The following is a 26,858-nucleotide window of genomic DNA, read 5'->3' as shown; positions in this document are numbered from 1 at the left end:
ATGGAGCGCCTCGACCACTTCATGGCGCGGGCCATCGCCGCCTACTACGCGCGGCCCGCCTCGCCCTTCGGTCGGGCGGGGGATTTCACCACGGCGCCGGAAATCTCCCAGGCATTCGGGGAAGTGCTGGGCGGCTGGGCGGCGGTGACCTGGGAGATGATGGGCCGGCCCGACCCGGTGCTGCTGGTGGAGGTGGGCCCCGGCCGCGGCACGCTGATGGCCGATGCGCTGCGCGCGGTGAGCGAGGTGGCGGCCCCCTTTCGGGCGGCGCTGAGGCTGCATCTGGTCGAGACCTCGCCAACGCTCCGCGACCAGCAGCGCCGCATGCTGGGCGATGCGGTGGCGGCCTGGCATGACGACCTCTCCACCCTGCCCGCCGGCCCCATGCTGTTGATCGGCAACGAGTTCCTGGACGCGCTGCCGATCCGCCAATTCATCCGCCGCGAGGGCGCCTGGCGGGAACGCTTCCTCGCCGAGGGCCGCTTCGTTGAACAGCCGGCGGAGATGACGCTGCCCACCGAGGCGCCGGAGGGCGCGGTGCAGGAGGTGGGTGAGGCCGCGCAGGCGGTGGCAGCGCAACTCGCCCGGCGGCTCGCGACGCAGGGCGGCGCGGCGCTGTTCCTGGATTACGGTCCGGCCGAATCCGGCTTCGGCGAAAGCCTGCAGGCGGTGCGCGGCCAGGCCACCGGCCTCGACCCCCTGGCCGAGCCGGGCAGCGCCGACCTGACCGCCCATGTGGACTTCGCCGCCCTCGCCCGCACCGCCCGCGCCGCCGGCGCCGCGGCGCTGGGGCCGCTGCCGCAGGGGCTGTTCCTGCAGCGCCTGGGCCTGATGACCCGCGCCGCCATGCTGGCCCGGTCCCGTCCGCGGCTGGCCGGGGAGATCCTATCGGGCGCCGAGCGGCTGGTGGCGGCGGAGGGGATGGGCCGGCTGTTCAAGGCCCTGGCCCTCTGCGACCCTCGCCTGCCCACCCTGCCAGGATTCGACCCCGCATGACCCCCGGCTTCCTGACGGCCGATCTGGGCCTGCCGCATGGCTTCTTCACCCGCGAGGGCGGCGTCTCTACCGGCGCCTATGCCAGCCTGAATTGCTCCCTGTCCGGCCAGGATGATCCGGAGGCGGTGCGCCGCAACCGCGCGGCCTGCGCCGGCGTGCTGGGGGCGGAGGCGGTGCTCGGCCTGGTGCAGGTGCATGGGGTGGCGGTGGCCGATGCCCGCCCCGGCTGGACCGATGCCGCCCGTCCCACCGCCGATGCGCTGGTCACGAACCTCCCCGGCCAGGCGATCGGCGTGCTGACGGCAGATTGCGCCCCCGTGCTCTTCGCCGACCGCCGCGCCGGCGTGATCGGCGCCGCCCATGCCGGCTGGCGCGGCGCCGTGGCCGGCGTGCTGGAAGCCACCATCGCCGCCATGGAAGGCCTCGGGGCAGCTCGAAAGGATATCGAGGCGGTGGTGGGCCCCTGCATCGGCCAGGCGAGCTACGAGGTCGGCCCGGACCTGCGGGACGCGGTCCTGGCCCAAAGCGCCGAAGCTTCACGCTTCTTCGCCCCCGGCCGGCGGGAGGATCGCTGGCAATTCGACCTGGCCGGCTATTGCCAGGCGCGCCTCGCCGCCGCCGGCCTCGCCCGCGCCGAGGCGCTGTTCCAGGACACGCTGGCGCTGGAGGAAAAATTCTTCAGCCATCGGCGGCGGACCCTGGCTGGCGGTGGGCCGCTGGGCCACCAGCTTTCCGCCATCGCTATCCCCCTCGCTGGCCCTGGGTGAGCCAATGCCCTACGTCGTCATGTTCATGGTCCTGATGGTGCTCACCCTGCTGGTCTCCTGTGTCTTCGCATAGCCGCCGTCTCCTGCTGCTGGCGCCCCTGGCGCTGGCGGCCTGCACCGGGCTGCCGCAGCCCTTCCGCGGCCGGCCGGGGGCCGTGGCGCGGCGGCTGCGCGTGCCGCCGGGCTATCGGATCGCGGTGCCGAATTCGACCCAGCTGCTGCTGACGGATGCCGATTCGGCCAGCCTCTCCCGCGCCCTGGCGGAGGGGCTGGTGGCGAATGAGGTGCCGGCGGTGGCCGGCCCGGCCCTGCCGCTCGACTGGCAGCTGGCGGTGGTGGCGGAGCGCCAGGGCGTCCAGGTGGTGCCGCGCTATGCGCTGCGCGATGCCGATGGCCGGGCGCTGGGCATGCTGGTGGGCCAGCCGGTTCCGGCGCGGGACTGGGCGGAGGGCGGCGCCGCCCTGCATGAGCGGATCGCAGGCGAGGTGGCGCCCCAGCTTGCCACGCTGGTCGGGCGCATCGATGCCCAGCGCCGCACGGGGGATGAGGCAGCCTCCGGCAGCGGGCCGCCGGTGCTGCGGCTGCTGCCGGTCCGCGGCGCGCCGGGCGATGGCAATCGCAGCCTGACCGCCCGCATGCGGGACAGCCTGGCCGGCCTCGGCTTCCGGGTGCAGGAGGAGGCGGAGGGCGCGCAATTCGCGGTGCAGGGGGAGGTCACGGTGGTGCCCTCCGGCCGCGGCCTGCAGCGCGTCGAGATCGTCTGGATCGTCTCCCGCCGCGATGGCGAGGATCTGGGCCGGGTGCTGCAGCTGAACGAGGTGCCGAGCGGCACGCTGGCCGGGCTCTGGGGCGACGTCGCCTATGTGGTGGCGGAGGAAGCCTCGACCGGCGTGCGGGACGTGGTCTTCAATGCCGGCGGCTTCCCGGGCGCCGCCGGGGCCCAGGCCGCACCCTCCGCATCCCCCGCCACGGGGCCGGCGGCGACTCCGGCCGCGGCACGCTGAGCCTGCGGGCGGGGCGGCCATGCGCCGCCGTCATCCGCCCGCGATGGACACCATAACGTCACGTTGCTACCAAGCGCCGCGTCGGCCGGGGATTTTCCTGGGTTCGGCCTGATCTTTGCTACTTCCTCCCCACTCCATCCCTTGGGGTTCGCGCCTGCCATGAAGATCATCGCCTGCAACAGCAACCGCCCGCTGGCCGAGGCGGTCGCCGCGGCGCTCGGCATCGCGCTGACCCAGGCCTCCGTGCGCCGCTTCGCCGACATGGAGATCTTCTGCGAGATCCATGAGAATGTCCGCGGCGAGGACGTCTTCGTGGTGCAGTCCACCAGCTATCCCGCGAACGACAACCTGATGGAGCTGCTGATCATGCTGGACGCGCTGCGGCGCGCCAGCGCGCGGCGCATCACGGCGGTGATCCCCTATTTCGGCTACGCCCGGCAGGACCGGAAATCCGGCAGCCGTACGCCGATCTCTGCCAAGCTGGTGGCGAACCTGATCGTCGAGGCCGGGGCGCATCGCGTGCTGACCATGGATCTGCATGCCGGGCAGATCCAGGGCTTCTTCGACATCCCCGTGGACAACCTGTTCGCGGCGCCGCTTTTCGCGCGCGACATCCAGGAACGCTTCGCCGGCCGCGACCTGATCGTGGTCTCGCCCGATGTCGGCGGCGTGGTGCGCGCGCGCGCCATTGCGGCGCGCATCCATACGGACCTGGCCATCATCGACAAGCGCCGCCCCCGGGCCGGCGTGTCGGAGGTGATGAACGTGATCGGCGAGGTGGAGGGCCGCGACTGCATCCTGGTGGACGACATCGTCGATTCGGGCGGCACGCTGGTGAATGCGGCAGAGGCGCTGCTGAAGAACGGCGCGAAATCGGCCAGCGTCTATGTAACGCATGGTGTCTTCTCGGGCGGCGCCGTGGCGCGCGTGGGCGCGGCGCAGATCGAGCATATGGTCGTCACGGACAGCATCCTGGCCACGGAAGCGGTGCGGGTTTCCCGCAATATCAAGCAATTGACCATCGCCCAGCTGCTGGCCGAGGCGATGAAGCGGATCAGCGAGGAATCCTCGGTCAGTTCGCTGTTCAACTGACACGGATCGTCGCACGCCTCCCGAAACCCGCCATGGTTTGGCGCCGTTTGCGGACACGATCCCGGCGTTGACTGGGCATCCTGAACGCAGGGAGTGACCCGTCATGGACCGCCGTCGTTTTCTCTTCGCCAGCCTGGCTGGCGCGCTGGGCAGCGCGCTCGCGGCCGGGGCCGCCAGCGCCGCCAGCCGCGCGACGCTGCCCGAAATCCCCGCCCCCGAGGCGCCCCAGGCGGAACCGGCCATCTTGACCGAGGCCGAGATGGAGGAGTTGCTGACCGAGGCGCAGTGGGGCCCGCCGCCCGGCCGGCCGCGGGGCCGCGGGCGCCGTCGCTGCTGGGTGGAGCGCCGCCGCATCCGCTACCGCGACCGCTTCGGCTATATCCGCGTCCGTTGGGTGGACCAGCGCGTCTGCCGCTGAGCCTCGGCGGCTCGCCCCAGCAGGCATCCGACTGGACTCCTGCTGGACGGGCGCCAGGCCGTTATCCCACCGGCTTCTGGTCGGACTGCACGATGGTTTGCAGCGCGTCTGCCAGGTCCTTGCGCTGGAATGGCTTGTGCAACACCAGCGTGCCGGCCGGCAGGAGGTCGGTGTAGCGCAGATCGGCAAAGCCGGTGATCATCAGCGCCCGCATGCTCGGCAGCAGCAGGCGGGCCTCGACGATCAGGTCCGCCCCGTTGATCCCGGCCATGGCGTAGTCGGTGATGAGGACGTCGAAGACCATCCCATCCTTCAGCAAGGCCAGCGCCCGGTCGCCGCTTTCGGCGCGCACCACCTCGAACCCCGCCTTCTCCAGATAGCTTCCGGTTGTCAGCAGCACATCCGCCGAATCGTCGACCAGCAGGATTCGGCCCTTGAGCGGGCGAGGCACGGCCGCCGGCTGCACCAGCTGCGCCTCGGCCGAGACCATGGGCAGCCAGAGTTCCACGGTGGTTCCCTCGCCCAGGACGCTGACCAGATGCAGCCTTCCCCCGGATTGTTCGGCGAAGCCCTGGACCATCGACAGGCCGAGGCCGGTTCCCTCCAGCCCCTTGGTGGTGAAGAAGGGGTCGACCGCATGGGCCAGGGTCTCCGCATCCATGCCCGTTCCGGTATCCGCCACGCGGAGGCAGGCCCAGCCCCGGCCGCCATAGGACCTGCGCTGGGCATCGAGCGTCAGCGTTCCTCCATGCGGCATGGCGTGGGCGGCATTGATGGCGAGGTTCAGCAGGGCCGTCTGCAGCTGGCCGGGATCTGCCAAGGTCGAGGGCGCTGCGGTGGGACGGAGGATGACGGTGATGTGCGGCCCCAGCGTGCGTTCCAGCAGCTTCTGCATATCCGCCAGGAAGGGCCCGAGCGCGATGTTGCGCGGCCGCAGGATCTGCTTGCGGGCGTAGGACAGCATATGGTGGGTCAATGAGGAGCCGCGTTCCGCCGCATCCAGCGCCACGCCGGCATATTCGTACCCCGTGGTTCCCTCCGGCAGTTCGTCGAGCACCAGCTCCAGCGCGCCCACGATGCTTTGCAGGATGTTGTTGAAGTCGTGCGCCACACCGGCGGCGAGCCGTCCGATGGCCTCCATCTTCTGCGACTGCCGCAGCATCTCCTCGCTGGTGCGCAGCGCCGCCTCGGCACGCTTGCGGGCGGTGATGTCCACCAGGACGCAGGAGAGGTTCGCATCCGCCCCTTTGTGTTCCAGCCGCGCGGTCACCAAGGCATCGACGATCCGACCATCGGCATGCAGGAACCGCTGTTCCGATTCGCAGGACTCCCCGGATTCCAGCAGCCTCCGCTGACCGCTGTCCCAACCCGTCGCGCCTGCCGGTTGCAGATCCGTCAGCGGCCGGCCGACGACCTCGCCATGGGCGTAGCCGAGCAAGGCGAGCCAGGAATTGGAAACGTCGGTCACAAGGCCGTCGAAGGTCTGCGTGAAAAGCGGGACCGGCGAATGCTCGAAGCTGGCCCGACGGCGGGATTCCGCCAGCGCCTGGTCGGCCGCGCGCAGCCGGGCGGGGGAAGGCAAAGCGAGCAGGTAGGGCAGCACCCACCAGAGGGCGATCGCCGTCGCCACGGACACCAGCGCCGTCGCCACCTTCACCACGGCCTGGATGCCATAGGCCGGCACCCAGAGCGTCAGGATGTCCAGCCAATGACCAACGCCGCAGAGCATGATGAAGGCGGCGAAGAGCCAGATCACCGGGCGATAGACCAGGTCGCGCCGGCGCCTTGCGAAGACGGCCAAGGCCACCGGAATGGTGAAATAGGCCAGGCCGATGGCAAAACCGGCCAAGGCGTGCGCCCAGATCAGCCCCGGCTCCCAGATCAGGCAGAAGCCGTGCGGGGTGAGGCCCGCCGGGTCGAAAAGCCAGCGCGACACATCGGCCATCATGGCTTGGGCTACCTCTCTGGCGGAGGCGTTGCCCTATCCAGCCGCCAGGCAGCGCCGCGCCCATGGAAAGCAGCCTGTCTGCACCTCTCGTGTGAACAAAAAGTTAATATTGATCCGGTGGGTACGGCCTCGGCCTCAGGCGGGCGCAAACATCGGCACGGGTGCGCCGGCCGCACCTTCCGCATCCCGCGTCGGCTTGAAGACCACGCGCACCTTCATGCCGATGCGGATGTCCTCGAAGGCGCAATCGACGATGTTGGTGAAGATGCGCGGGCCTTCCGCCAGCTCGACATAGGCGCAGGCATAGGGCTCTGCGACCCGCATCACCGTGTAGCTGTAGATGGTGCCGAAGCCACTTGCCGGCACCAGCTCGACATTCGGCGACAGGGTGAAGGGCGAGGCGCCGCGCGGGTAGAAGAAGTGCCGCCCCGTGTCACGGCACAGGCCGAGCATCAGCCGGCCCTCGCGGGCCGCGTCCCAGAAGGACTGGGTGGAGGGGTCGATGACCGGGGCTGCGATGATGCGTTCGGACATGGCGCTCACTCCCTTTCCATGATGAGCGTGGCGCTGCCGTGCCGGTGGCCGAGCAGCCCGCCCGTGCCATGCGCCAGCGCCAGGCCGCAATCGGGCACCTGCACCGCCGGATGCGCCTCGCCGCGCAGCTGCCGCACCGCCTCGATCACCTTGGTCATGCCGCCGCGATTGGCGGGGTGGTTGTTGCACAGCCCGCCGCCATCCGTGTTGAAGGGCAGGCGGCCCACGCCGGAGATCAGGTTGCCGTCGCGCACGAAGCGCCCGCCCTCCCCCTTCGCACAGAAGCCGAGGTCTTCCAGCTGGATCAGCACGGTGATGGTGAAGCTGTCATAGATGCTGGCGTAGCGAATATCGGCGGGCGTCACGCCGGCTTCCGCGAAGGCGCGGGCGCCGGAGAAGCGGGCGCCGGAGAAGGTCAGGTCGGGATAGCCGCCGAACTGGCCTTTTATGGATTCGCCGGTGCCGCGCACCGTCACCACGGGGCGCTTCAGGCTGCGGGCGATCTCCGGGCGGGCGACGATCAGGGCGCCGCCGCCGTCCGAGATGACGCAGCAATCCAGGCGGTGCAGCGGGTCCGCCACCATGGGCGAATTCACCACCTCCTCCACCGTCACGGGCTTCTTCAGCATCGCATGGGGATTGTGCTGCGCATGCTGGCTGGCGGCGACCTTGATCCAGGCTAGGTCCTCGCTGGTGGTGCCGAATTCGTGCATGTGGCGCATGGCGCACAGCGCGTAGCTGCCAGCGACGGTGCGGCCCATCGGGATCTCGAAAGGATCATCCGGCACGGTGGGGTTCTGGGCCCGCGCCCCGGTGCCGGTGGCCTGGCCCTCGCTGCGCGGACGGCCGGCCAGCGTGATCAGCGCGATGTTGCAGCGGCCGAGCGCGATGGCGGCCGCCGCATGCGCCACATGCGCCAGGTAGGAGCTGCCGCCGATATCGGTGGAATCGACATGGCTGAGGCGGTCGAGGCCCAGGTAATCCGCCATGGCCAGCGGGCCCATGCCGGGGGCGTCGCCGGCGCAGAAATAGCCATCGACATCCGCCTTGGTCAGCCCGGCATCCTGCAGCGCACCGAAGGCGACCTCCGCATGCAGCTGGGCCACGGATTTGTCGGGCGCCTTGCGGGTGGGGTGTTCGAAGGCGCCGACGATGCAGGCGCGGCCGCGAAGGCTCATCCGAGGGGTGTTCCTGGCGTTGTTCGGGGCCAAACCTGCCGCCGCCAGGCGCGCGCGTCCAGCATCCCTAGCGGCCACGGATGCGCTATGCTGGCCGGATCGGAGGGAGGCGAGCATGGATATTACGCCGCAACAGACCATCATCTCGGCCGCCAATGCCGGCTATATGTCCGGCTTCGGCAATGGCTTCGAGACCGAGGCGCTGCCCGGCGCCCTGCCGGTCGGCCGCAATTCGCCGCAGCGCTGCGCCTATGGGCTCTATGCCGAGCAGCTTTCGGGCAGCCCCTTCACCGCGCCGCGGGCCAGCAATGCACGGTCCTGGCTGTATCGCATCCGCCCGACCGTCGCGCATATCGGCCGCTTCGCGCCGCGCGAGGCCGGACTGTGGCGCAGCGCGCCCTGCGCGGAGGAGACCGGCCTGCCGATCCAGCCGCTGCGCTGGGACCCGCTGCCGATCCCGGCCACCGGCGAGACCTTCCTCACCGGCATGCGCACCATCACCACCTGCGGCGATATCTCGGGACAAACCGGCATGGCGGCCAGCATCGCGCTGGTAACCCGCAGCATGGTGGATGAGACCTTCTGGAATTCCGACGCCGAGATGCTGGTGGTGCCGCAGCAGGGCGCGCTGCGCTTCCGCACAGAGTTTGGCGTGATCGATGTGGCGCCGGGCGAGATCGCGGTGATGCCGCGGGGCGTGAAATTCCGCGTCGAGCTGTTCAATGAAGAACCGGCGCGGGCCTATGTCTGCGAGAATTACGGCGGCGCCTTCACCCTGCCGGAGCGCGGCCCGATCGGCGCCAATTGCCTGGCGAACCAGCGCGACTTTCTGTCACCCGTCGCGGCCTATGAGGATGTGGAGCGACCGCAGCTGGTCGTCGTGAAATGGGGCGGGCAGCTCTGGCAGGCGGAGATCGGGCATTCGCCGCTGGACGTGGTGGCCTGGCACGGCAACTACGCGCCGTACAAATACGACCTTTCCCGGTTCTCGCCGGTGGGGCCGCTGCTGTTCGACCATGCGGATCCCTCAATCTTCACGGTGATGACGGCGCCCTCCGAGACTCCGGGCACGGCCAATATCGACTTCGTGCTGTTTCCGGAGCGCTGGATGGTGGCGGAAAACACCTTCCGGCCGCCCTGGTACCACATGAACCTGATGAGCGAGTTCATGGGCCTGATCCTCGGCCAATACGACGCCAAGCCGCAGGGTTTCGTTCCTGGCGGCTTCTCGCTGCACAACTGCATGCTGCCGCATGGGCCGGATGCGGAGGCGTTCGAGAAAGCCAGCACGGTAGAACTCGTGCCGCACAAGCTGGCCAATACCATGGCCTTCATGTTCGAAACGCGGCTGCCGCAGCGTGTGACGGCCTATGCCGCCGGCGTCGCGCAGCGCCAGCCGGATTACGAGGCCTGCTGGTCCGGCCTAGTGAAGAAATTCGATCCGACGCGGCGGTGACCTGGATGCTCGATGCGACCCATGATGCGGCGCGGCGCAGCCGCGTCGCCTCCGCCAATGGCCATGCGGATTTCCCGATCCAGAACCTGCCGCTCGGCATCTTCGCACCGCCGGGCGGAGCAAAGCGGGCCGGCGTCGCGATCGGCGACAGCATTCTGGACATTGCCAGCGCGCCGCTGACGGGCGTGGCGGCCGAGGCCGTGGCCACGATGGCGGATGGCACGCTGAACGGCTTCTTCGCCATGGGCGCGGCGCCGCGCCAGGCCTTGCGCGCGCAGCTCTCCGAGCTGCTGGCGGAGGGCAGCGATGCGCCGCTGGAGCTGCACGACGCGGAAAAATGCACGCTGCATCTCCCGGTGCGCATCGGCGACTACACCGATTTCTACGCCGGCATCCAGCACGCCACCAATGTCGGCGCACTGTTCCGCCCGGACCAGCCGCTGATGCCGAACTACAAGCATGTGCCGATCGCCTATCATGGCCGCGCCAGCTCCATCCGCCCCTCCGGCACCGCGCTGCGGCGGCCCAACGGGCAGCGCAAGCCGGCGGCGGAGACCCAGCCAAGCTTCGGGCCGAGCCGCAGCCTGGATTACGAGCTGGAGCTCGGCATCTGGATCGGCACCGGCAATGCGCTGGGGGAGCCGATACCGATCGCCCAGGCGGCGGGGCATATCGCGGGGTACTGCCTGCTGAACGACTGGTCCGCGCGCGATATCCAGGGCTGGGAATACCAGCCGCTCGGCCCCTTCCTGGCCAAGAACTTTTGTTCATCCATCAGCCCTTGGGTCATCACGCCGGATGCCTTGGCGCCGTTTCGGGTGGCGCAGCCGGCGCGGCCGGAGGGCGATCCGAAGCCGATGGACTATCTCTGGGACGAGGCGGACCAGGCCGAGGGCGCGCTGGCGCTGGAGCTGGAAGTCTGGCTGACCGTGCCGGGCGAGGCGCCGCATCGCCTTTCCACCAGCGATGCGCGCGGGCTGTACTGGACCCCGGCGCAGATGGTGGCGCATCACACCTGCGGCGGCTGCAACCTGCAACCTGGCGACCTCTTCGGCAGCGGGACCATCTCGACCGAGGCGGGCTACGGATCGCTGCTGGAAATCACCCAGGGCGGGCGCAAGCCACTGGTCTTGCCATCCGGCACCACGCGCCGTTTCCTGGAGGACGGCGACAGCATCACGCTGCGCGCCCGCGCCCGCCGCGATGGTTTTGCCAGCATCGGCTTCGGCGATTGCAGCGGCACCATCCTCGCCGCGCCCTGAGGGAGAGAACCATGTCCGACCGGCCCAGGAAGGTCGAGTTCCGCGAGGAAGGTCCGCGCGAGGGCTTTCAGATCGAGAAGACCATTTTTCCCCTGGCGGAGCGCGTGAAGCTGGTGGAGGCGCTGGCGGAGACGGGGCTGCACCACATCCAGGTGGCGAGCTTCGTCAGCCCGAAGCACGTGCCGCAGATGGCCGACAGCGCCGAATTCTTCGCCGCCATCCGCAAGAAGCCTGGCGTGCAATACGCCGGCCTCTGGCTGAATGAGCAGGGTTTTGAACGGGCCCGCGCCACGGGGCATGTGGACCTGCAGGGCAAGATTTCCCTCTATGCCTCGGATTCCTTCGCGCAGCGCAACAACCGCTGCTCGGCGGCGGAGATGGCGGAGCGGCAGAAGGGCTGGCTCGACCTTTATGCCGCAGCGGGCGTGAAGCCGGACTACGCCATCATCATGGCCGCCTTCGGCTGCAACTATGAGGGCGATATTCCGCCGCAACGCGTCGTGGACCTCGCGCGCTATGCGCACGACATCTGCGCGGAACGGGGCGAGAAACTGCCGCAGGTGTTCCTCGCGGATACCATGGGCTGGGGCAATCCGGAGCAGACGCGCCGCCTGATCGGCATGGTGCGGGAGGCGCTGCCCGACACGCGCATCGGCCTGCACCTGCACGACACGCGCGGCCTCGGCACCGCCAATGTGCTGGCGGCGCTGGAGATGGGCGTGGATCTCTTCGACAGCAGCGTGGCCGGCCTCGGCGGCTGCCCCTTCGCGGCGCATGGCGATGCCGGCGCGGCGGGGAATGTGTGCACGGAGGATTTGGTCTTCCTGTGCCACGAGATGGGCATCGAGACGGGCATCGACCTGGAGGCGCTGGTGGAATGCGCCCGCATGGCCGAACGCCTGATCGGCCGCCGGCTTAATGGGCGCGTCATGCATGCGGGGTCGCTGGCAAAATACCGAGCGAAGCAGGGCCTGGCAGCGTGAAGCCATTGGATGGCGTGAAGGTGGTGGAGATCGGCCAGGTTTTTGCCGGCCCCTATGCGGGCGCGATCCTGGCGGATCTCGGCGCCGATGTGATCAAGGTGGAGAAGCCGCAGGGCGGCGACGATGCACGGCAGATGGGCCGCGATTTTCGGCGCGGCGATGCGCTGGTGTTTCACGAGTTCAACCGCGGCAAGCGCAGCGTGGCGCTGGATCTGAAATCCGCGGAGGGCCTGGCGGCGCTGCACGCCTTGCTCGAACAGGCGGATATCCTGCTGCACAATATGCGGCCAGGCGTGCCGGAATCGCTGGGCCTTGGCGGCGCCGAAACCACGGCGCGGCATCCGCGGCTGATCTATTGCGAGATGGGCGCCTTCGGCCATCGCGGGCCGATGAAGGACCATGGCGGCTATGAGCCGCTGCTGCAGGCTTTTTCCGGGCTGTCCTCCATCACCGGCGAGCCGGGCGGCAAGCCGGTGCGGATGGGTGCCAGCGTGGTGGACCAGGGCACCGGCATGTGGACGGTGATCGGCGCGCTGGCGGCGCTGCGGCAGCGGGAGGCGACGGGGCGGGGCTGCGTCATCAATACCTCGCTCTTCGAAACCGCCTTTGCCTGGGCCAACCAGAAGGTGTCCGCCTTCGTGAACCTGGGCGAGCAACCGGTGCGGCATGCCTCCGGCCATCCGGGCTTCGTGCCCTACGAGGCCTTCGATGCCGCAGATGCGCCGCTGCTGGTCTGCTGCGGCAATGACCGGCTGTTCGCCAAGTTTGCGCGCGTGCTGGGCCATGCCGAGTGGATCGCGGATGCGCGCTTCGTCACCAACCGCGATCGCCTGGCCCATAAGGACGCGCTGCTGCCGATGATCCGCGAGATCATGCGCGAGCGCCGGCGCGCGGAATGGCTCGGCCTGCTGGTGGAAGCCGGCGTGCCCTGCGCGCCGATCAACACGATCGAGGAAATGCTGGCGGAGCCGCAGGCGGCGGCGATGCAGATGCTGGCGACGCCGCCAGGCGAGGATTTTGCCGTGGTCGCCACGCCGATCAGCTTCGACGGCGCTCGCCCGCTGCCGCCGCGCGGCGCGCCGCGCCTCGGCGAGCACCGAGGCGCGTCGTTCAGCCCAGCGCCTTCGGCGCGCTGACCGCGGCGCGGGCGCGGGCGTAGTCGCGCAGGAAGGCCGCGACCTGCGCGTGGCTTTCGGTGCCAGGATCATGCCGCCCGGCGCGGATCGCCGCGGCCAGTGCGGCCAGGTCCGCCTCCGCCATCGGCGGCGCCGTGGCCTGGCGCAGCGCGAGCGCGATGGCGGCGGCCACCATGCGCGCCGCGATCGCCTTGTCCGGTGGCAGGGCGGGCAGCAGGTCCTGCAAAACCACATCCCGCGCGGTGGCGAGCAGGTCGGCGGCGTCGGGCTTCTCCTGCATCACAGCGCCTCCGCCATCGCCAGCACGTCCCATTCCAGCTCCGGCACCATATGGCCGGTCAGCGCCAGTTCCAGGCTGCGTTCCTGGCCGGAGAGGTGCCGCGCCGCCTGATCGGCCGCGATGACGGCCCAGCGGATGGTCGCCAGCAATTCCCACCAGGGCAGCCGCGCCGCATCCACGGGCTGGCCATAGCCGGCCAGGAAGGCCTCGCGCGGGCCGATGCCACCGGCCTCCTGCGCCACCTGGCCGAAGCGCCAGCATTTGGCGCAGAACCAGCCGAGATCCGCATGCGGGTCGCCCCAGCCGGCGAACTCCCAGTCCAGCACCGCGGCGACGCCCTGCGCGTCCAGCATGACATTGCCGGTGCGGAAATCATTGTGGCAGAGCACCGGCGGCACCGGCGCGGGAGCCTTCCGCTCCAGCGCGCGCAGCCCCCATTCCAGCACGGGCCGCGGCGTTCCGGCGGCGTCCAGCCGCGCGCGCAGGCCCGCAATGGCGGCCCGCGCCGCATCGGGCGGCGGTTCGCCGAGGAAGGCGAGATCCGCGCGCGGCGGGCGGATGGAATGGATGCGGGCCAGTTCGCGCCCCAGCGCCGCCACGCAGGCCTGCCGCCCGCCACCCAGCGTCGGGTCCTTCACCGCGCGATGTGGCGCGGCCACGCCCTCCACCCGCGCCATGACGAAGAAGGGCCGGCCGATCACCGACAGATCCTCGCAGAGGAAGAGCGGTTGCGGCACCGTCACGCTGGCTTCACGCGCCGCACGCAACAGCGCGAATTCCTGCGGCCGCGTGTGGCTGACGGCGAGCACCGCAGGCGCATCCGTGCGCAGCACCCAGCGCCGCTTCGTTCCCGCAACTTCCACATCCAGCGCCCAGTTCTGCTGGATGGCGCCACCCGAGAGCCTTGTCAGCGCGGTGATGCGCAACGCGTCATCGCCAGCCGCTTGCGCGAGCCAGCCGCGCAGCGCCGCCTCATCCATGCGCGCCCCAGGCGAAAAAGTCGCGACCCTCGCGGCGCAGGAAATTCGCCAGCACCATGCGGTGCACCTCGCTGGCGCCATCCACCAGGCGCGCCTGGCGGGCGTAGCGGTACATCCATTCCACCGGCGTGTCCTTGGAATAGCCGCGCGCGCCGAGCAGTTGCAGCGCCGTATCCACCGATTTGTGCAGCGCATCGGCGACGACGATCTTGGCCATCGAGACCTCCTTCCGCGCGAAGCCGCCCTGGTCCAGCACCCAGGCCGCCTTCATGGTCAGCAGCCGGCCGATCTCCAGCTCCATCGCTGCCTGGCCGACCAGCCCCTGCACGGATTCGCGGTCGATCAGCTTCTGGCCAAAACTTTCGCGAACGGCGATGCGCTCCATCGCGATCTCAAGGGCGCGCCGCCCCATGCCGAGCCAGCGCATGCAATGGGTGAGGCGGGCGGTGCCGAGGCGGATCTGCGTCAGCTTCAGCCCGTCGCCGATGCCCATCAGCACGTTCTCGTCAGGGATCTCCAGGCCGTCGAATTCGATCTCGCAATGCCCGCCATGTTCCTCCGGCCCCATGATCGGGATGCGGCGGATGATGCGCCAGCCTGGCTGATCGGCATGGAACAGAAAGCAGGTGAGGCCGCGCCGGTCATCATCGCTGGTGCGGGCAATGAGGAGAAAATGTTTCGATTCACCGGCGCCGGTGATGTAGTGCTTCCGCCCCGTCACGCGCCAGCCGCCCTGCATCTTCTCCGCCCGCGTATAGGTCAGGGAGGGATCGCTGCCGCAGCCATCGGGCTCCGTCATCGCGAAGCTGGACTGCACATCGCCGTCGATGATGGGTTGCAGCCAGCGCGCCTTCTGGGCCTCCGTCGCCACCTTCTCCAGCACGATCATATTGCCGTCGTCGGGTGCGGCGCTGTTGAAGACCACGGGGCCGAAGATGGAGCGGTTCATTTCCTCGTAGCAGGCCGCCATGCCCACCACGGACAGTCCGCCGCCACCGCGCGCTTTCGGCATCTGCAGCGCCCAGAGTCCCGCCGCCTTCGCCTCCGCCCGCATCCGCTTCAGGACATCGGGATGGATGTTCTCGTGCTCGTCGTAATTGGCGCGGTCGGCCTCCAGCGGGATCAGCTTGGTGTCGACGAAATCCCGCACCCGCATCCGGATGGCGTCGATCTCGGGCGGCAGGGCGAAATCCATACGGGGTCTGTCCTAGAGGCTGTTGATGGAATGGCCGCCATCGACGGTCAGCACGCTGCCCGTCATATGCGCCCCGGCTTCCGAGGCCAGCAGCAGCAGCGGCCCGGTCAGGTCCTCCACCGTGCCGAGGCGACGCTGCGGAATCCGCTTCACCAGCGCCTGGCCGGCCTCGGTCTCGAAGAAGCCCGCATTGATCTCGGTGGCGATATAGCCGGGCGCCAGCGCATTCACGCGGATGCGGTGGCGGGCCAGTTCCACCGCCATCTGCCGGGTCAGCTGGATCAGCCCCGCCTTGGCGGCGGAATAGCCGGCGACGCCCGGAATCACGCGGCTGCCCAGGATGGAAGCGACATTGACGATAGACCCGCCCTGCCCCGCCGCCACCATGCTGCGCGCCACGGCCTGCGCCACCAGGAAGGCGCCGCGCAGATCCACCTGCATCACCCGGTCCCAATCCGCCACATCATGGTCGAGGAAGGGGCGCGTTGCCGCGATGCCCGCATTGTTCACCAGGATGCCGGGCGGGCCGAAGCGCGCGGCGGCCTGGTCCAGCGCCGCGGCGATGCTGGCTTCCTCCGTCACCTCCAGCGCCACCGCCATGGCGGCCTCGCCGAGTTCCGCGACCAGCGCCGCCACCGTATCCGGACGCCGCGCGCCCAGCACCACGCGGGCGCCGGCGCCGTGCAGGATGCGGGCGAAGTGGCGCCCGAAAGCGCCCGATGCGCCCGTCACCAGCGCCACCCGACCCGCGAGCGAAAACCCCATCGACTGCCCCATCCGCCGCCCGGGGGATCTTCTACGGCCCGGGCAGCAGCTTGCGAAGCTCCGCCAGCACCGCATCCATGTCGAGTGGCTTGGGAAACAGCGCGACCGGGCCCTCGCCGTCCCGTCCGAAGGCGCTGGCGCCGCCGGCCGGCGCATAGCCGGTCATCACCACCACGGGCAGGCCGGGGCGTGCGGCGCGCAGGGCACGGATCAGGCCGGACCCGTCCAGCCGCGGCATGCGCAGATCGGTCAGCAGCAGGTCGGGCGGGGTGCGGTCGGCGGCTTCCAGCGCCGCTTGGCCGTCCGGCGCCAGCACCACCTCATAGCCCGCCCGAAGCAGTTCGTCCTCGAGGGCCATGGCGGCCAGGCCCTCATCTTCGGCAACCAGGATTCGCCAGGTCATTGGTTCGTCACAGCCCCTCCGGCCGGCAGACTCGCCATTGGCGCGAGTGCAAGCCGCATGCTGAACAGCGCACCGCCTTCCGGTCGGTTTCGCGCCTCTATGCCTCCCCCCATCCCGCGCGCCACCGCCGCTGCCAGCGGCAGGCCGAGCCCGCTGCCGCGCCCTGGTTCGCGTGTGGTAAAAAAGGGGTCGAAGATCGCGTCACGCAAGCCCTCGGGCACGCCCGGGCCGCTATCCTCTACCTCCAGCACGGCCTCTCCGGGCTCCTCGCGCAGCGTCAGGACGATCTGCATCGGCGCATCCGGCTCCCTCTCCCGCCGGTCCAGCACCGCATCCCGCGCATTGGCGAGCAATTGCAGCAGCGCCTGTTCCAGCCGCGCCGGCACGCCCTGCACCGGCAGGGTGGAGGCCTGGCTATGCAGGGCGAAGTCGATGCCCTCCCCAGCATATTGCCCCATGGCCAGACGCAGCGCCGAGGCGGCGGTGGCGGCGGCGTCAAAGGGCTGGGGGGTGCCCTCATCCTCGCCCGGCAGGGCCCGGATCCGGCCGACCAAGTCCCCCGCGCGGCGCAGCTGGCCCTCGATGATGCCGAGCGACTGGCGCAGCCGGTCGGCGCTTTCCGCCGGCTCCATCCCGTCCGCCACCGCCCGGGCATTGCGAGTCCAGAGCATGGCAGCGTTCAGCGGCTGGCTGGTTTCATGCGCGAGGCCCGCGCACATGGTGCCGATGGTGGCCAGACGGGCGCTCTGCAGCAGGTCGGCCTGCAGACGGCGGGTCATGGTGATGTCGCGCGCCGAGCCGAGAAGCCGCTCAACCTGACCATCCGGTCCGACCATGGGCACCAGGATGGTCTGCCAGACGCGCCAGCCGATCCCCGTCTCGGCCTCCGTCGTATAGTCCACCGGCCGCCGCGTCTCCATCGCCTGGCGCCAATGCGGCAGAAGTCGCGCCAGCAGCGCGGGCGGCAGGACCTCCGCCATGTCGTGGCCGCGGATGCTGGCGTCCTCGATGCCGTAGAGCCTTTCGAAGGCCGGGTTCACCGCCTCGGCGGTGAAGTCGCCGCGCGGCCCGGGGCGCAGCACGAAAAGCGCCTCCGGCAGATGCTCGATGAAGGCGGCGGTGCGCGCCTCGCTGGCCAGGGCGCGGGCTTCGGCAATGCGACGCTCCTCCACCTCCCGCGCCAGGGCCTGGGGGCTGGGCAAAGCGAGAAGGCGGGGCAGCAGCGGCCAGAGAAGGATGGCGGTGGTGACCGAGATGGCGGCGGTGACCACCTTCACCAGGCCCTCCGTCTCGTAGTCGGGCCGGAACATGGTCCAGGCATGCATGAGATGGGTGGTGCCGCAGGCGATGATGAAGGCGGCGAAAAGCAGGACCACCCAGGGATAGGCCAGGTCGCGCCGGCGCCGCGCGAAAATCAGCAGCGCAGCGGGGATGGAGAAATAGGCGAGACCAATCGCAACATCCGAGATCAGATGAAGGTATATTAGATCCGGATCGACGAGCGTGCAGAGCCCCGGCGCAAGGGACGTTCTGACCGGTAGCGTTAAAATTTCAACGCCCATTCTGTTCGTGCAGCTTCATTGCAGTATTCCTGCACCCTATCAGGCAGTCCGCGTATCGTCCGCAATACCGCCTGTCCAGAACGCGCACTCACGCTTCGTTGAACGGGATTAGCCGGCGATTTGTTAAGCTTCCGGTGGCATCAGGCTGACATGGGCGGCCACCACCCGCCATCCTTCCGGCCGACGGACCCAGGTCTGGCTCTGCCGCCCGGTCCGCCCGTTGCGGCTGAAGGTGGTATTGGCCGTGGCGAAGTCACGGCCATGCGTGGTGATGACGGTGCGCAGCAGCTGCCGCTCCAGCCCGGTGGAGGGGCGTGAGGCGCGGAATTCCATGATCTCGGCATAGCCGTGCAGGATTTCCGTGGCGCCGTAGCGGATGGTACGCGGATCGTTCCAGAAAAGCTCGTCCAGCACCGCGACATCGTTGCTGACCAGGGCGCGCTCATAGCGCTCGAAGGCGGCGGTCACCTCGGCCACGATCTCGGGGATGTCGGTCTGCATCAGGGTTCGTCCTTGGCGGTCGCGGAAGTAAGGTCTCAGTCGAGGCCGAAGAGCGCGGCCGGATTGGTGGAGGTCATGCGACGGATCTCCTCATCCGAAAAGCCCTCGCTCTGCACCAGAAGGATATATTCGCGCATGCATTCCACCGGCGGCGGCAGCAGGAAGACCCCGCCATCGGAGGAAAGTATGCAGCGGTCGCCGGCGGCGCGGATGCGCGGCGTGAAGTCCTGGATGGTGCTGGCGGAGCTGATCTTGTGCTTCTCCTCATCCACATGGGTCAGCCCGACCTGGGTCGCATGCGTCAGGATGAAGAAGGAAAGTTCCACATAGCCGCCGAGCGCGGTGATGGCCTGGATCTGGTCGATGGCATAGCGGGAGCCATGGGTGCGGATGCGGGTGACTCCGCGGCGCTTGCATTCCTCGGCCAACGCCACGGCTTCGCGGCCCGAGACATGGCCGCAGTCGAAGACCAAATCCTTCTCGGCACACAGGTCCATGATGGCGCAGACCACATCGGGCACCTTACCCGATTCGGGGACCTGGAAGGTGGTCTCCAGGAAGGCGGGGCTGCGGCCCTCGCGTTCGGCGATGTAGCGGGTGTGGTGCGTGGGCAGGGAGACGAAGCGCGCACCGGTGCCGGGGCCATAGCCATAGCCGATCGCGGCCTTGGCCACTTCCAGCGTCACACCGCCGGCGGTGGGCTGCATGATGACACCGCCGAAGGCGCGGCAGCCGAGATGGCCGAGCTCGTCATTCGCCAGGGCGGCGAAACCCGAGGTGTTCTGGAAATTGCACATGATGCCGATGGCGCGCATGCCGGCGGCGGCGGCCTGGCGCACCGCCTCGAAAACATTCACGGAGCGGCCGTTCAGATGCGGCGCGCAATGCACATGCACGTCGATGGCGCCCTGCAGCAGGTGCGCGCCGGGCATAGTATAGGGCATGGCGTGGATCCTCAGCGTCGGGCGAGGCGGCGTTCCAGCCGTTCGCCGAAGTGTTTCGTGGGCCAGCAGATCAGGAAATAGAGCAACAGGATGGTCCCGAAGCAGAGCAGGGCGGAGAAGCCGCGCGTGTTCAGGATCTTGGCTGCATAGGTCAGCTCCATCACGCCGATCTGGCTGGCGATGGAGGTGCTCTTGATGAAGCCGACCGTGTAGCCGAACAGCGGCGGCAGAACGATCCGAAAGCTCTGCGGCGCCACCACCCGCCACAACGTGCGCCAGCGGCCGAAATTCATCGCCTCCGCCGCGTCCCATTGCGGGGCGGGGATGGATTCGAGACCGGCGCGGGCGATCTCCGCCGCGAAGGCCGCGGCCGAGAGCACCACGGTGACCAATGCCACGGTAAAAAGCGAGGCCTGCGCGCCGGAGAGCTGGAAGGCGAAGAAGACGCACATCAGCTTCACCAGGAAGGGGATGCGGCGGAACAGCTCGACATAGAGCGTGGCTGCGATGCGCAGCGGCAGCAGGCCGAACAGGCGCGGATGCCGGCAGATCGCAAACAGGAAGCCGAAGCCGAAGCCGAGCGTCGCGCCGAGCCAGGACAGCAGCAGCGTATTGACCAGCGCCTCCCCGATGAAGAGCAGGTTGTAATGGCCGAAGAAGCGCGGCGCTTCCTCCATCACCTGGTCCCACATCGCTCAGAACACCTTCGCGTTGACGCGGAACAGCCAGCGGCCGAGCAGTGCCAGCGCCAGGCTGCAGGCGATGGTCAGCAGGACATAGATGACGGCGGTGATGGAGAAGACCTCGAGCGCACGGAAGGTCAGCGAATTCACGTTGTAGGCGCGGCCCGTCAGCTCCTCGACCGCGAAGATGGCGGCGATGGAGGTGGTCATCACCTGGATGATGAACTGGTTCGCCAGCGGCGGGTACAGCGCCTTGGCGATATGCGGCAGCACCACATACCAGATGGTCTGCACCAAGCTGAAGCCCATGGCCGCCGCCGCATCCATCTCCGCCCGCCGCAGGCTGCCGAAACCCGCGCGCTGGATTTCCGTGAGATAGGCGCCGGCGTTCAGCGACATGCCGATGGCGACCGCGGCATAGGGCGAGAGCAGGATGCCCATATCCGGCAGCACGAAGAATATGAAGAAGATCTGCACCAGCAAGGGCGTGTTGATGAAGAAGGTGACATAGGCCCGCACCGCCAGCCGCGCCGGGCGCGGCCCGTAGACGAGCAGGGAGGCATTCACCAGCCCGATCGCCCAGCCGATGAAGAAGGAGATGCAGGCCAGTTGCAGCGTCAGCCAGGCCCCGGCCAGCAGATAGGGAATATGGCCGGTAACCTGAGAATAGATGAGGGTGTAGCTCATCCTTCAGAAGAAGGCGTTATGCGGCACCTTGGTGATCATCGGCCCGTCGAACCACTTTTCCCAGGCGCGCTCGATGGTGCCATCCACATGCAGTTCATACAGCGCGATGTTCAGCCAGTTGCGCAGCGAATGGTTGTTCTTCGCGACGCCGAGGCCGGAATAGGTGACGCCGTATTCGGCGATGCCCGTCACCTCCCACTGCACCTGGCGGAAGGGGCGCAGGGAAAAGCGGACGGAATCGACACCGTCGAAGCTGGCCTGCGCGCGACCCTGGGCGATGGCGCGGTTGCGGTCCGGATAGTTGTCCAGCAGCAGCACCTGCGCATTCGGGATGGCATGGGCGATATAGGGGATGGCGGTGGTGCCGCGCACCTGGGCCAGCGTGATCTCCGGCTTGTTCAGCGACTCGATGGTGGTGTGGCCACGGCCGGCGACGGCCAGGATACCGTAATTCTCGGAATGCACGGGCACGGTGTAGTCGATGACCTTGGCGCGCTCGCTGGTGCGGGACATGGCGCCCATGACGAAGTCGATGCGGCCGGAGGCGACCATCGGGATGCGGTCCGGCGAGCCCACGGCCTGCAGCACCAGCGGCACGCCCAGCTTGCGGGCGATGGCGGCGGCGACCTCGGGCTCGAAGCCATCGATCTGGTTGCGGTCGTTGAACAGCGCGCGCGGTGGCAAAGTGGGGTTCACGCCGACGCGCAGCTCATTGGCGCGCAGCACATCCTCCAGCGGCCGGGCCGCAGCCTGGCCGGGCGTGAACAGGGCGGCACCGGCGGCCGCCGCGGCGGCGCCTCCGACGAAAAGCGAGCGGCGGTCGGTCATGGCGATGGCTCTCCCTAATGCCGCAGGATGCGGGCGGTGAAGTCACGCAGGCGGGGGCTTTGCGGCGCGTCGAAGATCTGAGTTGGCGGCCCGACCTCCACCACGCGGCCCTGGTCCATAAAGACGACGGTGGTCGCGACTTCGCGGATGAAGGCCATCTCGTGGCTGACGATCAGCATGGTCATGCCATCCGCATGGAGCGCCCGGATGGTGTCCAGCACCTCTCCTACCAGTTCCGGGTCCAGCGCGCTGGTCACCTCGTCCAGCAGCAGGATGTCGGGATGCAGTGCCAGCGCGCGGGCGATGGCGACGCGCTGCTGCTGGCCGCCGGAAAGCTCATCCGGATAGGCGTTGAACTTCTCGCCGAGGCCCACCTTGGCGAGTAGGCTGCGTGCCTCCGCCTCGACCTCCGCCGATTTACGCTTCTTCACCAGGGTCGGCGCGATGGCGACGTTGCGCAGCGCCGTCATGTTCTGGAACAGGTTGTACTGCTGGAAGACGATGGCGAAGCGGTCCCGCGCCGAACGCAGCGATTCGCGATTGCCGTAATCCACCGGCGCGCCACCCAGCGTCACCCGCCCCGCATGCGGCTTCAGCAGCCCGACGAGGGCGCGCAGCAGCGAGGATTTGCCCGAGCCGGAGGGGCCGATCAGCCCCACCACCTCGCCCTTTGCGAAGTTCAGCGTGACGTCGCTGAGCACATCCTTGCCGCCGCCATAGCTGGCGGACAGCCCATCAAGCGCGAGGAAGGCCAAGCCAGATCCCCCATCCCTTCCGTTGTCGCAAAGTGTCTTTGTGCGATGGGCATGCCGTCAAGCATGATTGCGGGCATGGACGTGATCGCAGAGCACGATAGGATGAAAGATGTGGCACATCCCCTCCGCATCGCAGGCATTTCGCGTCCCGCCGACGTGACCTTCAGTTTTGCAGGCACCTCGCTTTCCGCGCCCGAGGGCGAGAACCTCGCCGCCGCATTGATCGCATGCGGTATACGTCGCCTTGGCGAAGGACAGGATGCCGCGCGGCCGCGCGCCGCGCTGTGCATGATGGGCGTCTGCCAGCAATGCCTGCTGCGCGTCGATGGACGCCTGGTGCAGGCCTGCTTGGTGCCGGTGCGCGCCGGCATGGTGGTGACAGCGACATGAGCTACGATATCGCGGTTCTCGGCGGCGGGCCCGCGGGCATGGCCGCGGCGACGGAGGCGGCGCAGCGCGGCGCGCGCGTGGTGCTGCTGGAGGAAAGCGCGGCGCCGGGTGGCCAGGTCTACCGCGCACCGCCTTCCGGATTCATCGGGCCTGTCGATGCCGACAGGCGCGCGGGCGACGCGCTGCGCGCCGCGCTGCTGGCCTCGGGCGCCGAACTGCGCACAGGCTGCCGCGTCTGGGGCGTGGGCGGCGGGCCGCTGGTGCCGCAGAGGGAGCCCGCCGCGCCCTTCCGCCTGGATGCGCTGGATTCTGATGGCCGCAGCTTCGCGATGGAGGCGCGCGCACTGGTGCTCTGCTGCGGCACGCATGAACGCATTATCGCCTTCCCCGGCTGGACGCTGCCTGGCGTGCTCGGCCTGGCGGCCGCGACCATCCTGCTGAAGGCGCATGGCGTGCTGCCCGGGCGTCGCGTGGTGGTGGCGGGCGCCGGACCGCTGCTCTATGCGGTGGCGGCGAAGCTGCTGAAGGCGGGGGCGGAGGTGGCGGCGGTGGTGGATCTCGCGCACCGCACCGAATGGCTGCGCGCCCTGCCGCGGCTGGCGGCGCGGCCCGATCTGCTGGCGCAGGGCCTCGCCTGGCGTGCGACGCTGGTGGCGCGCGGCGTCCGCGTGATAGCGGGCGCAGGCGTGACGGCGGCGAGAGGCGACGAGGTTCTGCAAGCCGTGCAGGTCGAAGGTGCATGGATCGCCTGCGACGCGCTCTGCATCGGCCATGGGCTGGTGCCGGCGACGGAAGCGACGCGCACCTTCCGCGCCGCGCATCGCTACGCGCCGGCGGAAGGCGGCTGGGTGCCGGTGCTGGATGCGGACCAGCGGTGTTCGGTGCCGCTGCTCTATACCGCCGGCGATGGCGCGGGTGTGCGCGGTGCCGCGGCCGCGCCGGCCTCGGGCCGGGTTGCGGCGCTGGCAGCGCTGCACGACCTGGGGCTGCTGCCGGATCATGCCGCCGCGCGCGTCGCGCCGGCGCGGGATCTGGCGCGCGCGGCGAAGGCGGGCGGCGCCATGGCGCGGATGATGGCGCTGCGGCCCGCGCTGGTGCGCGCGATTCCGCCCGAGACCATCGTCTGCCGCTGCGAAGGCGTGACGCGTGCGGAGATCGAGGCCGCCTGCGCGGACGGCGCCGCCGACATGAACCAGATGAAGCAATTCACCCGCTGTGGCATGGGCCCGTGCCAGGGGCGCATCTGCGGCGAGACGGCGGCGGAGCTGGTGGGGATGCATTGCGGCGGCCGCGAGAAGGCCGGCTTCGCCACCGGGCGCCTGCCGCTGCGGCCGGTGCCGATGGACGCGCTGCTCGGCGAATTCGACTATGCGGATATCCCCGTGCCCAAGCCGGCGCCGATCTGATGTTCGATGTCGCGGTGATCGGCGCGGGGGTGATGGGCTGCTCCACGGCGCTGTTCCTGGCGCGCGCCGGGATGAAGGTGGTGCTGCTGGATCGCGGCGCGATCTGCCGCGAAGCTTCGGGCGTGAACGCTGGCACGCTGACCATGCAGATGACCCGCGCGGCACTGATCCCCTATGCGCTGCGGGCGCATGAGATGTGGCTGCGCATGCCCGAATGGTGCGATGGCGGCCATGTGCTCGCCACCGCCTGCCCGGGCCTTTCGGTCGCCTTCACCGAGCATGAGGCGGCGATGCTGGAGGAGCGCGCGCATTTCCGGCGGCAGGCCGGCGCGCCGATCGAGCTGGTGACGCCGGCGCGGGCGCGGGAAATCGAGCCGGGGCTGTCGGAGCGCGTGATCGCCGCCGGGCACTGCCCAATCGACGGTTTTACCAGTGCCTACCTCACCGGCCGCGCCTTCCGGCCGGCGCTGCTCAATGCCGGCGTGGAGCTGCGGGAGGATTGCGCGGTGCAGGGCATCGCGCCGGGCTTCGTGCTGGAGACTGCGGCGGGCACGGTGCAGGCGAAGCGCATCGTGCTGGCGGGCGGCGTCTGGCTGCAGGACATGGCGGCCTGGCTCCGCGTAACGCTGCCGATCAAGGTGCTGATCAACCAGCTGGTGGTGACGGAACGCATGGCGCCGGTGATGCGCACGGTGCTCGGCGTTGCCTCCGGCCTGCTGTCGCTGAAGCAATATGCCAACGGCTCCGTGCTGATCGGCGGTGGCTGGCAGGGCATTGGCGACCGCGCGCGCGGCGGGCTGGCGGTGAAGCCCGAAAGCTTCCTCGGCAATGTGCGGCTGGCGGCCCATGCCGTGCCGGCGCTGCGGGATGCGCGGGTGCTGCGCGCCTGGCTGGGGCTGGAGGCGGAGACGGCGGATGCGCTGCCGGCCATCGGGCCAATTCCCGGCATCGACGACGCCTGGATCATCGGCAGCGTGCATTCCGGCTATACCAGCGGGCCCTATCTCGGGAAGCTGCTGGCCCAGGCCATCTGTGGCCAGGCGCCGGAGCTGCCGCTGTTTCCCATCGATCGTTTGCTGGCGCAGGAGAAGGCGGCGTGAAGCCCCAGACATTCCACGGCATCTACCCCTCCACCGTGCTGCCGATGCGCAGCGACTACAGCGTGGACTGGGAGAGCTACGCGCGCCACACCGCGCATTGCGTGCTGCGGGACGGCATGGCGGGCGTGCTGATTAATGGCCATGCCGGCGAAAACTATGTGATGAGCCGGTCCGAGAAGCGGCGCGCCGTTGAGGTGACGGTGGCGACCGTTGGTGCGACGCGGCTCGTCGTCGCCGGCGTGAATGCCGAGAGCAGCCTGGAAGCCGCGGAGGAGGCGCGGGATGCGAAGGCGGCGGGCGCCGATGCGGTGATGGTCTTCCTTCCGAACAGCTTTGCCCTGGCCCACACCACCACCATGTCCGTGCTGCATCATCGCGCGGTGGCCGAGGCCGTGCCACGCATGCCGCTGTTCCTGTTCCAGGCGCATCACGCCGCGGGGCGCATGGCCTTCACGGCGGAGACGCTGGATGCGCTGCTCGAAATTCCGGAGGTGGTCGGCATCAAGGAAGGCGGCTGGGAGGTGGACAGCTACGACGATGTGCGTCGCCGCGTGCGCGCCAAGCGGCCGGATGTCGCGGTCTGCGCCTCAGGCGACGAGCATCTTTTCGCCTGCTACGTGCATGGATCGAATGGCAGCCTGGTCTCGCTGGCGGATATCCTGCCGGATGAGATCGTGGCACTCGATGCCGCGGTGCGCGCGAACGACCTGCCCACCGCGCGGGCGCTGCATGAGAGGCTGGAACCGCTGGCCGAGGCGATCTACGGCGCACCGCCAGGTGGGCGCGCCACGGCGCGGCTGAAATTTTGCCTGGCGGAGATGGGCGTGATTGCGGATGCGACGGTGCGCCTGCCGCAGCCGCCGGTCGATGCGGCGGAGGCCGCGATGCTCCGCGCGGCGCTCAGGACCTCGGGGCTGTAGGCCGCAGCGTCAGCCGGCGTTCGGCCCAGCGGCCGAGGTTCGCCAGCGCCCAGCTGATGACGAAGTAGAGCACCAGCGCGGTGCCGTAGGTGATCAGCGCCGAGAAGCCGCGCTGCGTCAGCATCTTGGCCGCGAAGGTGATCTCGATGAAGCCGATCTGGCTGACCAGCGAGGTCTCCTTCACCATCGACAGCACATGCACGATCGACGGCGGCAGGATCACCCGCCAGCTCTGCGGCAGCACCACGCGGCGCAGCGTGGTCAGCCCCGGCAGGTTCATGGTCTGCGCCGCTTCCCATTGCGTGCGGCGCACCGTCTCGAAGCCGGCCCGTACATTCTCGGCGGCAAGGGCCGACATGCGCAGCGCCACGGCCGTGACGGCGATGGACCAGAGCGGCGCCTCCAGTTTCGCGAATTGCGATAGGAAGAAGACCAGCAGCAGCAGCACCAGGAAGGGAATGCGCCGGAAGATCTCGACCCAGAGGATGCAGGCCGCGCGCAGCGGCGCGATTGGATTGATCTGCGGCAGGCGCAACACCGCCAGCAGGAAGCCGATCGCATAGCCGATGCCGCAGCCGGCGACCGCCGCCACCAGCGTATTGCCCACCGCGATCGCCAGGAAGCGCAGGTTCCACCAGGTGTAGAAGCGCGGCGCCTCGGCCAGCAGCATGTCCCAGGCATTCAT

Annotated in this window: 29 protein-coding genes; 13 read left to right on the top strand and 16 right to left on the bottom strand. The window is 69.3% G+C overall.

Annotated elements, in window-relative coordinates:
* The 5 genes from J3S20_RS17805 to J3S20_RS17785 all read left to right on the top strand — a co-directional run bounded on the left by J3S20_RS17805 (nt 1) and on the right by J3S20_RS17785 (nt 4,277).
* The gene (locus J3S20_RS17805; RefSeq protein ID WP_216838152.1) at nt 1-996 is read left to right on the top strand and encodes a class I SAM-dependent methyltransferase; all 996 of its coding nucleotides are present in this window, start codon (nt 1-3) and stop codon (nt 994-996) included.
* Nucleotides 993-1,763 (top strand): peptidoglycan editing factor PgeF, encoded by a 771-nt coding sequence (gene pgeF / locus J3S20_RS17800; protein ID WP_216837861.1) that lies wholly within the window; start codon nt 993-995, stop codon nt 1,761-1,763. The genes J3S20_RS17805 and pgeF overlap by 4 nt, the downstream gene beginning before the upstream one ends.
* A gap of 59 nt (nt 1,764-1,822) precedes the next feature.
* On the top strand, nt 1,823-2,767 hold the full coding sequence (locus J3S20_RS17795; protein ID WP_216837860.1) for a hypothetical protein: 945 nt from the start codon (nt 1,823-1,825) through the stop codon (nt 2,765-2,767).
* 159 nt (nt 2,768-2,926) lie between these two features.
* Nucleotides 2,927-3,859: a ribose-phosphate pyrophosphokinase gene (locus J3S20_RS17790; RefSeq protein WP_216837859.1), complete on the top strand. Its 933-nt coding sequence runs from the start codon at nt 2,927-2,929 to the stop codon at nt 3,857-3,859.
* A 103-nt stretch (nt 3,860-3,962) separates the two neighbouring features.
* A complete protein-coding gene (locus tag J3S20_RS17785) occupies nt 3,963-4,277 on the top strand; it encodes a hypothetical protein (RefSeq protein ID WP_216837858.1) in 315 nt (104 codons plus the stop codon).
* A gap of 61 nt (nt 4,278-4,338) precedes the next feature.
* Here the strand turns inward: J3S20_RS17785 and J3S20_RS17780 are convergent, their stop codons facing one another.
* From J3S20_RS17780 to J3S20_RS17770, 3 genes are all read right to left on the bottom strand, one after another.
* On the bottom strand, nt 4,339-6,225 hold the full coding sequence (locus J3S20_RS17780) for a hybrid sensor histidine kinase/response regulator (protein ID WP_216837857.1): 1,887 nt from the start codon (nt 6,223-6,225) through the stop codon (nt 4,339-4,341).
* Nucleotides 6,226-6,360: 135 nt separating this feature from the next.
* Complete coding sequence (locus tag J3S20_RS17775) at nt 6,361-6,759, bottom strand: Zn-ribbon domain-containing OB-fold protein (protein ID WP_216837856.1); 399 nt, start codon at nt 6,757-6,759, stop codon at nt 6,361-6,363.
* A 5-nt stretch (nt 6,760-6,764) separates the two neighbouring features.
* Entirely contained in the window at nt 6,765-7,937 is a 1,173-nt protein-coding gene (locus tag J3S20_RS17770; protein ID WP_216837855.1) for a thiolase domain-containing protein, read from the bottom strand.
* Between the two features lie 115 nt (nt 7,938-8,052).
* Here J3S20_RS17770 and hmgA point away from each other — a divergent pair, with 115 nt between their 5' ends.
* Genes hmgA through J3S20_RS17750 form a run of 4 tightly spaced genes read left to right on the top strand, consistent with a single transcriptional unit; the run spans nt 8,053 to nt 12,774 of the window.
* The gene (hmgA, locus tag J3S20_RS17765; RefSeq protein ID WP_216837854.1) at nt 8,053-9,393 is read left to right on the top strand and encodes a homogentisate 1,2-dioxygenase; all 1,341 of its coding nucleotides are present in this window, start codon (nt 8,053-8,055) and stop codon (nt 9,391-9,393) included.
* Between the two features lie 5 nt (nt 9,394-9,398).
* The gene (gene fahA, locus J3S20_RS17760) at nt 9,399-10,655 is read left to right on the top strand and encodes a fumarylacetoacetase (protein WP_216837853.1); all 1,257 of its coding nucleotides are present in this window, start codon (nt 9,399-9,401) and stop codon (nt 10,653-10,655) included.
* An 11-nt stretch (nt 10,656-10,666) separates the two neighbouring features.
* A complete protein-coding gene (locus J3S20_RS17755) occupies nt 10,667-11,638 on the top strand; it encodes a hydroxymethylglutaryl-CoA lyase (RefSeq protein ID WP_216837852.1) in 972 nt (323 codons plus the stop codon).
* Nucleotides 11,635-12,774 carry a CaiB/BaiF CoA transferase family protein gene (locus J3S20_RS17750; RefSeq protein WP_216837851.1) on the top strand — a complete coding sequence of 380 codons (1,140 nt, stop codon included), beginning with the start codon at nt 11,635-11,637 and terminating at the stop codon, nt 12,772-12,774. Before J3S20_RS17755 ends, J3S20_RS17750 begins: the two co-directional genes overlap by 4 nt.
* Here the strand turns inward: J3S20_RS17750 and J3S20_RS17745 are convergent.
* The 12 genes from J3S20_RS17745 to J3S20_RS17690 all read right to left on the bottom strand — a co-directional run bounded on the left by J3S20_RS17745 (nt 12,749) and on the right by J3S20_RS17690 (nt 22,357).
* Nucleotides 12,749-13,054, bottom strand: coding sequence for a hypothetical protein (locus J3S20_RS17745; RefSeq protein WP_216837850.1), 306 nt, complete (start codon nt 13,052-13,054; stop codon nt 12,749-12,751). The genes J3S20_RS17750 and J3S20_RS17745 overlap by 26 nt on opposite strands.
* Nucleotides 13,054-14,034 (bottom strand): phosphotransferase family protein, encoded by a 981-nt coding sequence (locus J3S20_RS17740; protein WP_216837849.1) that lies wholly within the window; start codon nt 14,032-14,034, stop codon nt 13,054-13,056. Before J3S20_RS17740 ends, J3S20_RS17745 begins: the two co-directional genes overlap by 1 nt.
* Nucleotides 14,027-15,229 carry an acyl-CoA dehydrogenase family protein gene (locus J3S20_RS17735; RefSeq protein WP_216837848.1) on the bottom strand — a complete coding sequence of 401 codons (1,203 nt, stop codon included), beginning with the start codon at nt 15,227-15,229 and terminating at the stop codon, nt 14,027-14,029. The genes J3S20_RS17740 and J3S20_RS17735 overlap by 8 nt, the downstream gene beginning before the upstream one ends.
* 12 nt (nt 15,230-15,241) lie before the next feature.
* Nucleotides 15,242-15,994, bottom strand: coding sequence for an SDR family NAD(P)-dependent oxidoreductase (locus J3S20_RS17730; RefSeq protein ID WP_216837847.1), 753 nt, complete (start codon nt 15,992-15,994; stop codon nt 15,242-15,244).
* A 31-nt stretch (nt 15,995-16,025) separates the two neighbouring features.
* The gene (locus J3S20_RS17725) at nt 16,026-16,397 is read right to left on the bottom strand and encodes a response regulator (RefSeq protein ID WP_216837846.1); all 372 of its coding nucleotides are present in this window, start codon (nt 16,395-16,397) and stop codon (nt 16,026-16,028) included.
* Nucleotides 16,394-17,959 (bottom strand): sensor histidine kinase, encoded by a 1,566-nt coding sequence (locus tag J3S20_RS17720; RefSeq protein WP_216837845.1) that lies wholly within the window; start codon nt 17,957-17,959, stop codon nt 16,394-16,396. The genes J3S20_RS17725 and J3S20_RS17720 overlap by 4 nt, the downstream gene beginning before the upstream one ends.
* A 123-nt stretch (nt 17,960-18,082) precedes the next feature.
* On the bottom strand, nt 18,083-18,460 hold the full coding sequence (gene hpxZ, locus J3S20_RS17715) for an oxalurate catabolism protein HpxZ (RefSeq protein ID WP_216837844.1): 378 nt from the start codon (nt 18,458-18,460) through the stop codon (nt 18,083-18,085).
* Between the two features lie 35 nt (nt 18,461-18,495).
* Nucleotides 18,496-19,404 carry a DUF6282 family protein gene (locus J3S20_RS17710; RefSeq protein WP_216837843.1) on the bottom strand — a complete coding sequence of 303 codons (909 nt, stop codon included), beginning with the start codon at nt 19,402-19,404 and terminating at the stop codon, nt 18,496-18,498.
* 11 nt (nt 19,405-19,415) lie between these two features.
* Nucleotides 19,416-20,096, bottom strand: coding sequence for an amino acid ABC transporter permease (locus tag J3S20_RS17705; RefSeq protein WP_216837842.1), 681 nt, complete (start codon nt 20,094-20,096; stop codon nt 19,416-19,418).
* A 3-nt stretch (nt 20,097-20,099) separates the two neighbouring features.
* Nucleotides 20,100-20,774, bottom strand: a complete 675-nt coding sequence (locus J3S20_RS17700; RefSeq protein ID WP_216837841.1) for an amino acid ABC transporter permease — start codon at nt 20,772-20,774, stop codon at nt 20,100-20,102.
* Between the two features lie 3 nt (nt 20,775-20,777).
* Nucleotides 20,778-21,602, bottom strand: coding sequence for a transporter substrate-binding domain-containing protein (locus J3S20_RS17695; protein ID WP_216837840.1), 825 nt, complete (start codon nt 21,600-21,602; stop codon nt 20,778-20,780).
* A gap of 14 nt (nt 21,603-21,616) precedes the next feature.
* Complete coding sequence (locus J3S20_RS17690) at nt 21,617-22,357, bottom strand: amino acid ABC transporter ATP-binding protein (protein WP_216837839.1); 741 nt, start codon at nt 22,355-22,357, stop codon at nt 21,617-21,619.
* A 75-nt stretch (nt 22,358-22,432) separates the two neighbouring features.
* Here J3S20_RS17690 and J3S20_RS17685 point away from each other — a divergent pair, with 75 nt between their 5' ends.
* From J3S20_RS17685 to J3S20_RS17670, 4 genes are read left to right on the top strand one after another with little or no spacing between them, the layout of a single operon-like run.
* On the top strand, nt 22,433-22,747 hold the full coding sequence (locus J3S20_RS17685) for a (2Fe-2S)-binding protein (protein ID WP_216837838.1): 315 nt from the start codon (nt 22,433-22,435) through the stop codon (nt 22,745-22,747).
* Complete coding sequence (locus J3S20_RS17680; RefSeq protein WP_216837837.1) at nt 22,744-24,153, top strand: FAD/NAD(P)-dependent oxidoreductase; 1,410 nt, start codon at nt 22,744-22,746, stop codon at nt 24,151-24,153. Before J3S20_RS17685 ends, J3S20_RS17680 begins: the two co-directional genes overlap by 4 nt.
* Nucleotides 24,153-25,253, top strand: a complete 1,101-nt coding sequence (locus J3S20_RS17675) for an NAD(P)/FAD-dependent oxidoreductase (RefSeq protein ID WP_216837836.1) — start codon at nt 24,153-24,155, stop codon at nt 25,251-25,253. Before J3S20_RS17680 ends, J3S20_RS17675 begins: the two co-directional genes overlap by 1 nt.
* Nucleotides 25,250-26,173: a dihydrodipicolinate synthase family protein gene (locus J3S20_RS17670; RefSeq protein ID WP_216837835.1), complete on the top strand. Its 924-nt coding sequence runs from the start codon at nt 25,250-25,252 to the stop codon at nt 26,171-26,173. Before J3S20_RS17675 ends, J3S20_RS17670 begins: the two co-directional genes overlap by 4 nt.
* Here J3S20_RS17670 and J3S20_RS17665 read toward each other — a convergent pair.
* On the bottom strand, nt 26,154-26,858 hold the full coding sequence (locus J3S20_RS17665) for an amino acid ABC transporter permease (protein WP_216837834.1): 705 nt from the start codon (nt 26,856-26,858) through the stop codon (nt 26,154-26,156). The genes J3S20_RS17670 and J3S20_RS17665 overlap by 20 nt on opposite strands.

Source organism: Falsiroseomonas tokyonensis, assembly GCF_019024325.1.
GTDB classification, from domain to species: Bacteria; Pseudomonadota; Alphaproteobacteria; order Acetobacterales; family Acetobacteraceae; genus Falsiroseomonas; species Falsiroseomonas tokyonensis.
Note: the sequence above shows the minus strand (reverse complement) of the source record. Positions and strands in the feature narration are given on the sequence as shown.